Annotated in this window: 10 protein-coding genes and 1 tRNA gene; all 11 read left to right on the forward strand. The window is 31.5% G+C overall.

What is annotated here, in order from left to right; translation table 11 throughout:
• Positions 1-272 precede the first annotated feature (272 nt).
• Positions 273-1,694 (forward strand): RtcB family protein, encoded by a 1,422-nt coding sequence (locus tag HNP35_RS09790; protein ID WP_184160823.1) that lies wholly within the window; start codon positions 273-275, stop codon positions 1,692-1,694.
• 325 nt (positions 1,695-2,019) lie between these two features.
• A complete protein-coding gene (locus HNP35_RS09795) occupies positions 2,020-2,820 on the forward strand; it encodes a TatD family hydrolase (RefSeq protein ID WP_184160826.1) in 801 nt (266 codons plus the stop codon).
• Between the two features lie 147 nt (positions 2,821-2,967).
• On the forward strand, positions 2,968-6,603 hold the full coding sequence (locus HNP35_RS09800; RefSeq protein WP_184160830.1) for a leucine-rich repeat domain-containing protein: 3,636 nt from the start codon (positions 2,968-2,970) through the stop codon (positions 6,601-6,603).
• Between the two features lie 297 nt (positions 6,604-6,900).
• Complete coding sequence (locus tag HNP35_RS09805) at positions 6,901-7,182, forward strand: hypothetical protein (RefSeq protein WP_184160832.1); 282 nt, start codon at positions 6,901-6,903, stop codon at positions 7,180-7,182.
• Between the two features lie 1,227 nt (positions 7,183-8,409).
• On the forward strand, positions 8,410-8,895 hold the full coding sequence (locus tag HNP35_RS09810; protein ID WP_184160835.1) for a hypothetical protein: 486 nt from the start codon (positions 8,410-8,412) through the stop codon (positions 8,893-8,895).
• Positions 8,896-9,244: 349 nt separating this feature from the next.
• Positions 9,245-9,310: transfer RNA gene (locus HNP35_RS09815), tRNA-Ser, on the forward strand.
• A 417-nt stretch (positions 9,311-9,727) separates the two neighbouring features.
• Positions 9,728-10,825, forward strand: a complete 1,098-nt coding sequence (locus tag HNP35_RS09820) for a slipin family protein (protein ID WP_184160838.1) — start codon at positions 9,728-9,730, stop codon at positions 10,823-10,825.
• Positions 10,826-10,868: 43 nt separating this feature from the next.
• Entirely contained in the window at positions 10,869-11,414 is a 546-nt protein-coding gene (locus HNP35_RS09825) for a 3'-5' exonuclease (RefSeq protein WP_184160841.1), read from the forward strand.
• A 244-nt stretch (positions 11,415-11,658) separates the two neighbouring features.
• Positions 11,659-12,285 carry a hypothetical protein gene (locus HNP35_RS09830; RefSeq protein WP_184160844.1) on the forward strand — a complete coding sequence of 209 codons (627 nt, stop codon included), beginning with the start codon at positions 11,659-11,661 and terminating at the stop codon, positions 12,283-12,285.
• Positions 12,286-12,318: 33 nt separating this feature from the next.
• Positions 12,319-13,449 carry an AAA family ATPase gene (locus HNP35_RS09835; protein ID WP_184160847.1) on the forward strand — a complete coding sequence of 377 codons (1,131 nt, stop codon included), beginning with the start codon at positions 12,319-12,321 and terminating at the stop codon, positions 13,447-13,449.
• A 1-nt stretch (position 13,450) separates the two neighbouring features.
• Positions 13,451-14,149: a hypothetical protein gene (locus tag HNP35_RS09840; RefSeq protein ID WP_184160850.1), complete on the forward strand. Its 699-nt coding sequence runs from the start codon at positions 13,451-13,453 to the stop codon at positions 14,147-14,149.
• Positions 14,150-14,154: the final 5 nt, after the last annotated feature.

A 14,154-nucleotide genomic window follows, 5' to 3' on the forward strand; every position in this document is an offset into this window, starting at 1 on the left:
GTTTTTTACGCAATACTTGTCATTTCGACGAAGGAGAAATCTTCGCAAGTAACTCCGCAACGAAAAGCCAATCTTTGTAGAGCTTCTTGTGGAGATTTCTCCTTCGTCGAAATGACAAACTTTGTGTTTAATACTTAAAGAAAAACCTTAGCGACTCTGCGACTTTGCGAGAACCATCTCTTTCGCTGAGAAAAAAAAACTTAGGAATAAAAAAACTACGCAAAATAACTGCGCAGTAGTAATTAACCTTTGTACTATCAAAATAAAAAAAAATGAAAACACAAATAAACGGTACAGATATATTAGAATTAGGATTCCCTGAAGGAAAAATAATTGGGATTGCCTTAAAAATAAACAGCAAAAGAAACGGATTCACAAGAGACGAAATGATTACTCATTACAAAAACGTCTTAGAAACTCCGGAGAATTATATAGACGATAAAATCTTCAGCAAACTGGCTGTGGCTTTAATTGAAAAATCGAATGAAAAACCAGAAGATTTCATTGCTTTAAATCAGAATCCGAATGCGTATTCGGCTTACGGATTGGATCATATCGAAGACGGAGCCAGAAAACAAATGGAAGTGGCCATGAAACTTCCTGTTACGGTTGCCGGAGCTTTAATGCCAGACGCGCACCAAGGTTACGGATTACCGATTGGCGGAGTTCTTGCCACAAAAAATGCCATTATTCCGTATGGTGTTGGAGTTGATATTGGGTGTAGAATGGCGTTATCGGTTTACGATATTCCAGAGGATTTTTACTTTGAAAACGAAGCCAAATTCAAAAGAGAATTAATCGCGAATTCTATTTTTGGAGCAGGTCACGGATTTCACGGTCAGTACAAATCAGATCATGCGGTTTTGGAGAACGAAGCTTTCAATATGAACCCGTTTGTGAAGAATCTGAAAGATAAAGCCTGGTCGCAATTAGGATCTTCGGGCGGTGGAAATCATTTTGTGGAATTCGGAATCATGGAATTTGCTAAAGACGATGTGGTTTTAAATATCCCAAAAGGAAAATACGTCGCTTTGTTAACGCATTCAGGTTCACGCGGAATGGGCGCAACCATTGCCGGACATTATACTAAAATTGCCAAAGAAGAATGTAAACTTCCAGAAGTGGCAAGAAATTTAGCGTATTTGGATATGAATTCGCAATTGGGTCAGGAATACTGGATGGCGATGAATTTGGCGGGAGATTACGCTTCGGCTTGTCACGAGATTATCCATAACAAAATGGAACGCGCTTTGGGTGCGACAATTTTAGCGAAAGTAGAAAACCATCATAATTTCGCCTGGAAAGAAACCTGGAACGGCGAAGAAGTGATCGTACATAGAAAAGGTGCAACTCCAGCCGGAAAAGGCGTTATGGGAATCATTCCGGGAAGTATGACCGCACCAGGATTTTTGGTGAGAGGAAAAGGTCAAGAAAATGCAATAAACTCTGCTTCGCATGGAGCAGGAAGACAAATGAGCAGAACCCAAGCCATAAAAAACATCACACAAACCGAAATGAAATCGATCCTGAGAGATCATGGCGTTACGCTTATCGGAGCAGGTCTTGACGAAGCCCCAATGGCGTATAAAGATATCAATCAGGTCATGGAAGCGCAGAAAGATTTAGTAGATGTTGTAGCGAAGTTTACACCGAAATTAGTTAGAATGGCGGATGATGGAAGTCGTGAGGATTGATTTTTAGTGTTCAGTCGCGGTCACAGTATTCGGTGTAGAGACGCACTGTAGTGCGTCTAACGCTTTGTGATAATTTTAACCGCAAAGTTCGCTAAGATTTACGCAAGGTTCGCAAAGAATTTTTTCACACAGATTTTACAGATTCCAGCAGATTTAAAATGATTTTTTTATAAATAATCTGCTAGCATCTGCTTAAATCTGTTTAAAATCTGCGTGGAACAAAAAAACTTAGCGACTCTGCGACTTTGCGAGATTAAAAAATAATAACCAACTCAAAGAATAAAAAAACTTTGTGTCTTAGTGCCTTCGTGGCAAAAACAAAAAAATGAAAACATATATAGATATCGGAATTAATTTAACGAATAAACAATTCCAAAACGACATAGACGATGTCGTACAAGACGCGCTCGATGCCGACGTATCGCAAATGATACTCACAGGCACCAGCGTGCGAAATAGTGAAGAATCTGCAAAGATGGCGAGGCAGTATCCGGGTGTGTTGTACGCTACGGCGGGCATACATCCGCATGATGCGAAGAGTTTTGATGCACAGAGTATTTCGAAACTCAGGAAATTATTAGAACTGAAACATGTCGTTTCGGTTGGCGAATGCGGACTCGATTTTGATCGTGATTTTTCGCCCCGAAACAAACAGGAAGAATGTTACAAAGCCCAGCTCGAATTGGCGATTGAAGTTCAGAAACCATTGTTTTTACACGAAAGAAGTGCTTTTAGTTCGTTTATGAATATCACAAAAGACTATCTGCCGAAACTGCCAAAAGCCGTTGTGCATTGTTTTACGGGAACGTTGCAGGAAGCCAAAACCTATCTCGATAACGGATTTTATCTGGGTTTTACGGGAGCGATTTCAGATGCCAAACGTTTCAGCCATTTAAAAGAAGTCATTCAGTACGTACCGCTCGACCGAATGATGATTGAAACCGATGCCCCGTTTATGCTTCCTAAAAATGTCCCAAACAGTCTCTTGAAGAAATACCAAGAACGCCGTTGCGAACCTGCTTTTCTGCCGTATGTTGCCGGAACAATTGCACAGTTTAAAGGAATTACTTTAGCTAAAGTGGCGGAGGAAACGACTAGGAATTCTAAAAGCTTTTTTGAGATTTAGGTTTTAATTATAAAGATTATTTGTTGGCTTTTAAATCAGGTGTTTGTACTTGGTTTGAGGGCTTTTTGTTTGTATATATTTGATTTCTTAAATAAGTAAAACTAATTGTTTTCAATTCTCTAATACTAATAAACCATACAAAATAAAATGAAAAAACCTTTAGAGATTCAAATTTTAGAGAAGAAACACAGAATTTTTCTTTCCAGTGAATTTTATGTTGTTAACAACGAGAATAGTGTAGTTGAGCTAAAATTAGCTAAAAATGGAATAGATGATATTTCATTTTTAGACGTTTTTAATAGTTTGATTATTCTAGATCTAAGTAATAACAGCATCTCGGATATTTCAATTTTAGAGAAATTTAAAAGTTTAGAAATTTTGGATCTAAGTTATAATCATGTTTCAGATCCGACAGTTTTAATAAGCTTAATATCATTAAAAGAACTTAATTTAAGTAACAATCAAATTTCTAGTCTTTCATTTTTGAAGAGTTTAAAAAATATTAATGAAGTCAACTTAAGTAATAACCAGATTTTTAGTTTTTCTGATATTGATAATCTTCCAGTTTTAAATAATATTAATTTAAATGATAATAAAATTTCAGGAGTAATTTTTATAAGTAATTTACCAAAACTAAAAATATTAAAATTAGTTCGAAATGAAATTTCTGATTTTTTTATTCTTCATCCTTTAAGAAATTTAGTACATCTAGATTTGTATGGTAATCAAATTTCAGATATTTCATTTATTTATGATTTCGCAGAACTTTCCTTTTTAGATTTATCAAGAAATAAAATCTCTAATATTTCACATTTAGCTAGTTTAAATAAGTTAAAAGAATTATATCTAAGTAACAATCAAATTTCTGAAATAGATATAATCGAAAATTTAAAAACTTTGGAGAGTTTAAATCTAAGCTTTAATGCAATTTCAGATATTTCAATTATTGCCAAATTGGAAAAACTACAAGATTTAAATGTAAGTGGAAATTACGAAATTACTGATATTAGTAATCTTAGGGAATTAGAAAATCTAATTCAGTTAGATGTTAGTTATAATCAACAGATTGGCGATTTTTCAATTATTAGTTTTTTAAAAAAAATAAAAGTACTTCTTCTAAATGGTGTAAAGATTTCTGATTTTTCATTCTTAAGTAATATGAAAGAAATTAGAACTTTGTTTTTAGGAAGTAATGATATTTCTAATATTTATTTTTTAGAGAAATTAACCTCTTTGAAAACTTTATATCTAAGCTCTAATAATATTTCTGATATTCAGATTTTGAAGGATTTGAAAACAATTGAAAGTTTATATTTAAAAAATAATAAAATTTCACATATTTCCATACTTAAGGAACTAAAATTTCTCAGAAATCTAGATTTAAGTGAAAATAAAATTTTTGAAGTAGAAGAATTTAACTTCATAGTTCAATTTTCTTCACTCCATATTAAGGCATATAACAATAATTGTTTTAATATAAATAAAATACATCTTGATGAGAAAGGTAATAATTACGATACTATTCTAAATGCCTTAAAAAAGTTGGATGAATCCAAAAAAACATATCGATTACCAGCTAAAGTGCTTTTTTTAGGTAATACTGAAAGTGGAAAGTCTACATTATTGGACTATATTTTACAAGAAAAAGAACCTAGAATTTTAAAAAAAAATCTTGGTAGCACACATGTTGTTCAAATAGAAACATTACCCGTTAAATTTAGAAAAAATGCAATACCTAAGGCAGTTTTTTATGATTTTGGCGGACAAGATTATTATCACGGACTTTATAAAGCTTTCTTAAGTAATGATTCAATTAATATCTTGTTATGGAATAAAAATTACGATAATAATCAAATTAGAAAAGATAGAAATAATCAATTAACAAGAGATTATGATCGTAATTATTGGTTAAACCAACTAAAATTTCAGTATGATAAAGGGAATAGAAAAAAAGATTTAGAATTTGATAGAAATAAAAGAGAACCAATTTTATTAGTTCAAACTCATGCAGATAAGGAAGCACATGTAAGAGACACTTATAAAGGAGATTGTGAGATTTTTAACATTAAGAATGAATTTTTTATTTCTCTTAGTCAAGAATCTATTGAAGGTTCTGTAATACAAAAGATTGGTTTAAAGTATTTAGAGGAAACGTTACATGATTTAATTCAACAAAAACAAATAATAAAAAAAGAGCCTTTGTGGTATAAAGAATTTTTGAATTATATACTAAGGACTAACACTGAAAATTATATATTATTATCTAAGGTAGTATCAGAATATAAAAGAGAGAGTGATCCTGATAATCTTTTGTTGCCAGAAGTTTTGCGAGAATTGAGTCAAACAGGACTTGTTTTATATTATAAGGATGATGAAGATTTAAAAGATGTGGTATGGTTAGATCCTTCTAAAACAGTGCAATATATACATACTAATATATTATCTAAAGAAAACATTATCGCAAAGAGAGGAATTGTTGAACGAAACATTTTTGATGGTTTTGCTGATGAAAAAATAGTAAAATTACTTATTAATCAAAAAGTCATTTTTTTAGATGAATACGATAATAATTATATTATTCCTGGTTATCTACCGCTAACAGAAGAAGAAGATAAATTATACGAGTTACTAACATTTGATTTTATTGAACCAACTTTTATATTGAAGTTTGAATATTTTATTCCATTTGGATTAATTAATCAACTAATATGTTTTTATGGTAAAAATAAAAATAAAAAACATTATTGGAGAGACCAGTTATTGTTTACTAAAGATAATTGCAAAATTTTAATAAAATTAGATTTTACCAATTTAGAAATAGCGGTTTCTATAAAATCAAAAGATAGTATGAGTTTTGATAAATTGCAAAAAGAAATATTTAAAGACATACTTAATTTATATTGGGATAAAATACCTGTTGAAATTAAACAAAATAACATAGGAAAAGAAAATATAAATATTGAGGATATAAATATTGAAAATTTAATTTCAGGTACGCTACAAGCTAGTATTTCTCATAAAGATATTAAAACTGAAAATATAGTTAAAGCTGAGTCAAAAGACGGTGTTCGATCTAATTATAATGAACTTGTTAGTCCTGATGATTTATATATTTCAGTAGATAATAAGTATTTTACGAGCCATAAAGAATTACAAAATGAAGATAGGACCTTTAGTAAAATAATTTCTTTCGGCTTAGAAATAAAAAAAGAAATACAAAATGATAAGGAAATTGAAATTAGACGACTTAATAAAAATTTAGTTATTGAAGAGAGCGCTATCTTATACAGAAATTTTACAAATAATAAAAATACTGAGAAAATGAAAAAAATATTTATTAGTTATTCAAAATTTGATGATGATTATAAAAAAGAATTTGTAAAGCATCTAATCACATTAAAAGATGATAATTTGATAGATCCATTTAATTGTGATGAAATAGATCTAGGTGAAGATTCACATGAGGTCATTCAACGTAAACTAGCAGAATGTGATTATATGGTTGCTTTGGTAAGTGTTGATTTATTAAATACTAAGTATATTAGGGATTTTGAGGTTGATAAAGCAGAAGAATTAGGAAAAAAAATAATTCCAATTATTATAAAACCTTGTGATTGGGAAACAAGTAAATTAGGAAAGCATCATGCAAGCCTTAGAGGAACAAATATTTCTTTGGATAAACAATTGTATTTAGATGATAAGATTAAAGAAGTATCAAAAATTGAAAGAGCAGCATTTTGGACAGCTGTGATCAAAGAGTTCAGAGAAAAATTATTTAATTAATTGTTAGATTTTTAATTTTTTGCAAATTTATAAATAACTTTATCAAGTGATGAAGACAGTAAAATTTTCTTTCGTTTTATTAATATTATTTTTAAAAGTAAGTTATTTCTTTCTTTTTAAAATAAAAGTATATCTTTGCGGTGCAAAACAATCAAAGGAGAAATCCTTAAAAACTTTTTTTAAGTTAACATAAACGAATACCTCGTCATGGTGAAGGAACAGGAAACTGTCCTAAATCATTCCTTTGAATGTTTTGCACACCTAAAGCGAGGTATTCGCGCATCTAAATTTTCTATTATGCAAAAAGAAAATCAAAAACCAACACATCATGATGTAGTGCCATCCGTAATTAATTTCCTTTCAGACGAATTGTTTGAGGGGGATTACAAAGAACAGCCCCTGTATTTGCAGGAAATCTTCGAGCTCTTAATGCATACAGAGTTTGGCGACGATATCAATTTAAGGCACAAAATTCTGAGCTGTTTAAGAACCAGCCGAAATCTGGCAGAAGCCTTATCGCCATTTTCAGAGAAACAGATTTATAAGGCTTGTAGTAGCAATCGTAAATTAACGCAATAAAAACCCAAACCCTGCAAATTGGTATTTGCAGGGTCTTATTATAAAAATTTAATTTTTACCAATATTTGTTAAATTAATATAAAATATACTACATTTGTATCTGTAATTAAAAAATAGAAAAACACAAATGATACTTTCAGCAAAACAAAATTTTGAAACTTTAGCCGGAGATTCTCCAGTTGAACGTTCAGGATGCTTTATGTATTTTTGTGAAATTGAAATCTAAGATTTAGAGTTAAACTCATCATAAAATAGAAAAGCGTCCACATTGTAGGACGCTTTTTTTATTTTTTGGCAGTTCGATTTCTCCTAAAAAGCACTTCGATTTCGCTCAGTGTGACAAAAAAAGATGTTTCGACTTCGCTCAACAGGACAGAAAATGATAGAAAAACAAACCATAACTAAAAAAAACTAAAAAAATAATTGACCAAATGTTTAATGAGTAATCAAAATAGCAAAATATAGTCTTGGAAAGTAATCTAATGAGCGACAGCCAATTGCTAAAAAGATAGATCTGCACCAGTTTGCGGACAGGGTTTTCTTTGTCTTAATTTTGTGTGTAACTATCTGATAGTCAGAAAAATAATCTTAAAAAATATTTGGAAATATGATTTTTTCTATCATATCTTTGCCCAACAAAATTGAAACATAGCGTTTCAGAAAACAACAACAACAATTATAAAAAATAAATAAAATGAGTTTTAAATTATACATACACAACGCAGGATTAGTAGCCTCGACTCCAGGTCGTGAATGCTTTTACATGTCGGTGCATCAATATAAGCAATAGGATAGTTATATCGTATTTGTTATGAAGCACCTTTAATCGGGTGCTTTTTTTATGCCATTATGGTAAGTGACAAAAGAACAAAGGAACAAAGTGACAAAGGTTCAGAGTGCTAAAAGAAAAACTTAGTATCTCAGCATCTTAGTCCCTTAGAAACTAAAAAAAATAAGGATGAATCAAAAAATAGGACTTAGGTCAGACGATAGTAGTCAAACAGATAAAGTGGAATTTAATGAGCCGCCATTTGCCTCGATTGGAAAAATGGATTTAGGACTTATTAACCTATGGAATGGAAAGGTGAATTTTAGGAAAATTATATATATCATTTAGAGATATTTCTCTGGTAAAGCAATGGTGCTTTTGAATTGATGTGATATTGGATTTCTTAGAAAAGCCTTCGATTTCCTGAGATTCCCAAGAATTACAAAACCAAAAACACCATGAAAAACAATACATTACAACAATATAAAAACGCAATCAGAAAAAAATACGAAACCGAAAAAGAAGGGAAATACTTTGATTATTTGTACAAACCTTCTCGTGGAAAACTTCGTGATTTGTGCTGGTTGATTTTCGAAAATAACCCAACGAAAGAGGATTTGAACGTTTTCAGTAACCTTTTGGGCTTAGATTTCGATCATTCGAAAAAGAATAAGTTTAAGGAGAAGAAAGATAAGTTCAGACCTATCGAAACATTCTTCAAAGGCGAAACAGATCCGTCAAACATTGACGCTATTAACATGGCTGCAATTTTGGTTGATTTTGAATTGCGTCCTTTCAAAAAGTTTTACGAGAATTCTAAAACTGAGTGGACAAAACCAGTTAAACGATTGGAGAAATCTAAAGTCGTTTCTGAAAAAAAGAAATCTGAAAAAAAGTCTAAGAAAAGAAGTTTCTTTCTAGATTTTAAAAGCTTGTTTTTCTAGAAACAGGAGGATATTCGGTAAAGACGCACAGTTGTGCGTCTAACACCGAGTAATACGAATTTACCCGAATTTAATTTTTTTATTTTCTGCGCAGAATAATTGCGCAGTTCAATTTGAATATTTGTTCAAGAAATAAAACAAGTTCTTTTATAAAATGAAATGCATTAAAGCTTCGGCTTTGATTAAAGATATCAAACAAGTCCAGTTGCGTGTTTCTGTATAGCACCATTGTAGGGAACTTTCCGCGAAAGCGTATTATGTTTTTCTATGCAGCTTGGTTTGAGGTTTCGGTTATTTTCCAAAAAATGATCACCAATCTATGTGTTGTGGGTTCGAATCCCATTCGCAGCAATGCGGTAACTCAATCCGGTAGAGTAATAGAAGTCAACGCAGGTTCGAATCCTGCACCGATTAATTTCGGTTGGATGAGTGGCTAATCAACGACGGGCTCAAAACCTGTTTTTAACAGAGACCATCACTCTTAAAAAGATGACCAGTAGGAAAAACTGATTTGTCTTTGTCTGTGAAATTAAGATTCTTGAATCTAAAATTTCACACTCACGATAAAGCCAGTGTGAAAAGTAATGTTTTTTGAAATACTTGTTTTCTTTTCGATTTGATTGTTAAAATGATTTGGGGATCATTTACACAAAATACAATCGTCAACAATTCGGGTATACAGATAATAAACTTTTCACCCGCTTTTTTCCGAGGATAAAGGCAAGGAGGTTTTTTTATGTAGAATAGAATAGAAGCAAGAGAATAGAACAAAGATTTTCGACTGTTTTACAACTTGAAACGTGAAACAAAGGAAACGTGAAACAAAAATATTATGATAAAAAGAATTAAAATCGAAGCGTACCAAGTGGGATTGCTTTTCGAAAACAGAAAATTAGTAAAAGTATTAGAAGAAGGTCAGCACTGGATTTTTCGAGACAAAAATGTAACGATTTATGATTTAAACGCAGTTTTTAATGCGCCTTTTGAATTGAATATTTTATTGCAAAATGAAGTTTTGGCTTCAATGTTGGACGTTGTTGAGGTTGCCGATAATGAGATTGTTTTACATTTTATAAACGGAAATTTTAAAGGAACGCTGACTTCTGGAAGACATACTTTCTGGAAAGGAATTGTAAAAAACGAATTTAGAACAGCAGATCTTTCTAAAATTGAAATCACAGAAAATATTTCAGTAAACTTATTGGAACATAATCAATTAAAGTACTTTGTTCGAAAATTTATCGTGGCAAGTAATGACAAAGCATTGCTTTTTGTGAATGGAACTTTTATACGAGAATTAAAATCTGGAACGCATTATTTCTGGAATAACGCTATTACAATTGAAGTTAAAACTGTCGATGCAAGACAGCAGCAGCTAGAAATTTCTGGACAGGAATTATTAACTAAAGACAAAGCTGGATTGAGAATCAATTTCTTTGTGAGATACCAAGTTGTTGATATTATGAAAGCTTTGGTCGAAAATAAAGACTTTGAAAAACAGTTGTATGTTGCCATGCAGTTGGCTTTAAGAGCTTTTGTTGGCGGACTAACTTTAGATGAATTATTGAGTAGAAAAGATGCTATTGCGGAGGCTATTTTAGAAGAAGCAAAAGCTAAAATCAAAGATTTGGGTTTGAATATTTCTGATGCTGGGATAAGAGATATAATTCTTCCTGGAGATATGAAAGAAATCATGAATCAAGTTTTGGTTGCCGAGAAAAAAGCGCAAGCCAATAGTATTATGAGAAGAGAAGAAACTGCCGCAACAAGAAGTTTGCTAAATACAGCAAAATTGATGGAAGAAAACGAAATGTTGTGGAAATTGAAAGAGATGGAATACGTTGAAAAAATTGCCGATAAAATTGGAGAAATTACAATTTCAGGAGGCGGAAACGTAATTGGTCAATTGAAGGAAATCTTCGTGAAATAAAATCTCCTTATGTGAGAATAATAAAATATTTAAAAAAAAAAAAATGAAAACTACAGATAAAATTATCATTATCGATTTAGAAGCCACATGTTGGCAGGGTGCGGTCCCAAAAGGGCAGGAAAATGAAATTATTGAAATCGGTTTAGCGGTTTTAGATACCCAAACGGGAGAAATTAGCAAGAATCAAGGCATTTTGATAAAGCCTCAGCGTTCAAATGTAAGTCCGTTTTGTACAGAATTAACCACGATAACTCAGGATTTGCTTGATAAAAATGGAGTTCTTTTTGAGGACGCCATTAATCAGTTAGTTGATCAATACAATCCCGATTTATATACTTGGGCAAGTTACGGCCAATATGATTTGAATATGCTTAAAAAACAATGTAAATCGTTTGGGGTTTCCTATCCAATGGCAGATGAACACATTAATGTAAAAGAATATTTTGCAGGGAAATTTGGTCTAGTAAAACCAACTGGAATGAATGGTGCACTTGCATTGCTTAATATTCCGCTAGAAGGAACTCATCACCGTGGAATTGATGATGCAAAAAACATTGCTAAGATTTTGAATTGGTGTTTGAAAAATTAGAATTTTATAAAGAAAAAACACTACAAGTTAATTAAGGATAGCTGTAATAGGAAACTGCAAATTATTAGTATTTGTAGTTTCCATTTTATTATAGAAATCAGTTGTTTTCGAGCATATAATTATTTAGCAAATCTCAGATTTAATGATATATTTGTTACCAAGCATTTAGCAAGAATAGGCTTATAAACAGTTGGCTTTAAAAAAGTATTAGAAGTCAAAAAAAAGCGGTATAATTTGCATGATTATGAGTAAACCAAAAACACCTTTTTTAGAAACGATTTACCATCTTAGAACCATAGAGCAAATTATTTTGTATAATAAAGTAATAGCTATTTCTGAAAAGGAAGAAACAGAAACGATTCAGTTTCTGGAAACTGAATATGAAAAAGAGATTTTAGAATATCCCGGAACAGCGCCAAAATTTAATCCACAAGCGGCCTTATGGGGAGCTAAAACAATATATATATCGGCACAATTGCTATTAAATCGAGAACATAAAATAAGTGATCTTGAAGTGCTTTTATCAGATTATAAAGGAAAGCAAAATGCCTCGGCAATTCTTTCTGCAGATTTGTGTCTTCGTTTTTTACCTCAAATTATAGCTGAAATGAAAAGAGTAGATCCTGAAGATTTGGTTGTTCCAATTTTGGAGAAGCATATTTCAAGATTTCATTATTCAGCAATTGGATCTGATATCGAAATCGAAAATATAGATTATGAAAATATTGCCAAAAATGATTGTTTGCTGCAGCTTTACATTGATCGTATTGTACATAGGAAAGCAATAAAATTTGCTCAGTCAGATTTCATTAAAAAACAATTAGAAATAGGATTTGGAGACTACCAAAAACTATTTTGGACACAACTTTAAAATAAACGAATTAATAAAAATAGAAGTAAAATAATGAATGCTACAGCTAAATTAAATGCCGTTTTAAAACATATAAAAGAAACTTTTGTTGGAAAAAATGAAATTATAGACCTTTTAGGAATTGGATTATTGGCTAGAGAAAATGCTTTTTTGTTAGGACCTCCAGGAACTGCAAAAAGTGCTATTGTCAGATCTTTATCGAAAGGTATTGAAGGCGATAAAAACTTCGAATATCTTTTAACTCGTTTTACAGAACCCAATGAGATTTTTGGCCCTTTTGATATTCGAAAACTAAAAGAAGGTGAATTAGTAACAAATACAGATGGGATGATGCCAGAAGCTTCAATGGTTTTTCTAGATGAGATTTTTAACGCCAATTCTGCTATTTTGAATAGTTTACTAATGGCGCTCAATGAGAAAATATTTCGTCGTGGTAAAGAAACTAAAAAATTACCCGCTCTTATGTTTGTTGGAGCAAGTAACGTTTTGCCTGAAGATGAAGCATTAAACGCTTTGCTAGATCGTTTCTTAATTCGTATTAATTGTGATTATGTAGAACCAGACTTATTGCACGAAGTTTTATTGGCTGGATGGAGATTAGAAGGCTCTGAAGTAAGAGAAAATCCAACAATTTCGGCTGATGAAGTCCGTGAATTACAGATACTTTGCCGTAAAGTAGATTTAACAGCAATTCGAAAAGAATATGTTGATATTATCCACAGTCTTCGAAATACAGGAATTAAAGTGTCTGACAGACGTGCTGTAAAGCTTCAAAACCTTATAGCTGCAAGTGCCTTAATGTGTGGTCGAAATGAAGCAATTGTTTCTGATTTTTGGGTGCTGAAATATATTTGGGATAACGAAGAACAAATCGAAATTTTAGAAGGAATTATTAATAAGATTATCGAAAAAGATAATTCTGCCTCAGCACATCCGCAGGCATTATACAATAAAACGCCAGATGCCGAAAGCGTAATGAAAGAAGTTAATTATCTAACAGAGAAATGGCAAGATGAAAACCTTTCTTTTGAAGAGCAAAACGTAATTAAAGATAAGCTGAGATATATTCAGACACGTTGTGATTGGATTAAAGATGTAGAGCAAAAAAAGTATATCCAGAATCATATAGAATCTTTGTGGCAGAAAATTCTACAAACTATTTAAAATGTATTTTTTAGAAATAAATAAAGAGCATAAGGAATTTTTAGGAGCAATAAGACATTGGGAGAATTTAAAAGTTGCTTTTGAGTCGGATGTGATTTGGGTTAAAGATTTTTCTTTTGCACAGATTAGTTCACCGGAAATGCTACAAATTCCGTACACAAAATTATATGAGCTAAAAGAAAATTTACTTTTTGAAAAAGATAAACTTCTGCCTCTAAAAAAGCTTCCTTCGGGATTATTATGGACACCAATTTTAAGGGCTTTACCTATTTTGCTGCCAAAGTTTAATCATAACTTTTTTGGCATTAATCAAAAAGTTAAGATGACTTTGAAACCTTCAGAAAATACCAGAGAAGCATATGCCTTATTGGTGGATTGTGAAGAATTGAAAACATATATCGAATCTGCTCCAAAATATAGATTGGAACCTTTACGCTGGATTGTTTTTGATAAAAAAGCATTGATTATCGGAACTCCTTTATTGCCATTAAAAGGCGATACATATTGGTTTGAAAATAATTTTCTAATGCCCTCTGGATATGATTTCGAATGGAATGCTTTAACTAAAATAATGCAGAAAAAATTAAACCCGACAGAAGAAAATATTGTGCTTTGGAACACAGACAATACTTATTTTAATATACCAATTATAAACTTTAAACCGCTTTCTATAAGCTCATTTCGCTTAACTTTTTCATAAATAAA

The sequence above is a fragment of the Flavobacterium notoginsengisoli genome, from assembly GCF_014207905.1.
Taxonomy (GTDB): Bacteria; Bacteroidota; Bacteroidia; order Flavobacteriales; family Flavobacteriaceae; genus Flavobacterium; species Flavobacterium notoginsengisoli_A.

Coding starts and splice junctions, on each gene's coding strand:
- HNP35_RS09790 (WP_184160823.1), top strand. CDS start 273: ATGAAAACACAAATAAACGGTACAGATATATTAGAATTAGGATTCCCT.
- HNP35_RS09795 (WP_184160826.1), top strand. CDS start 2,020: ATGAAAACATATATAGATATCGGAATTAATTTAACGAATAAACAATTC.
- HNP35_RS09800 (WP_184160830.1), top strand. CDS start 2,968: ATGAAAAAACCTTTAGAGATTCAAATTTTAGAGAAGAAACACAGAATT.
- HNP35_RS09805 (WP_184160832.1), top strand. CDS start 6,901: ATGCAAAAAGAAAATCAAAAACCAACACATCATGATGTAGTGCCATCC.
- HNP35_RS09810 (WP_184160835.1), top strand. CDS start 8,410: ATGAAAAACAATACATTACAACAATATAAAAACGCAATCAGAAAAAAA.
- HNP35_RS09820 (WP_184160838.1), top strand. CDS start 9,728: ATGATAAAAAGAATTAAAATCGAAGCGTACCAAGTGGGATTGCTTTTC.
- HNP35_RS09825 (WP_184160841.1), top strand. CDS start 10,869: ATGAAAACTACAGATAAAATTATCATTATCGATTTAGAAGCCACATGT.
- HNP35_RS09830 (WP_184160844.1), top strand. CDS start 11,659: ATGAGTAAACCAAAAACACCTTTTTTAGAAACGATTTACCATCTTAGA.
- HNP35_RS09835 (WP_184160847.1), top strand. CDS start 12,319: ATGAATGCTACAGCTAAATTAAATGCCGTTTTAAAACATATAAAAGAA.
- HNP35_RS09840 (WP_184160850.1), top strand. CDS start 13,451: ATGTATTTTTTAGAAATAAATAAAGAGCATAAGGAATTTTTAGGAGCA.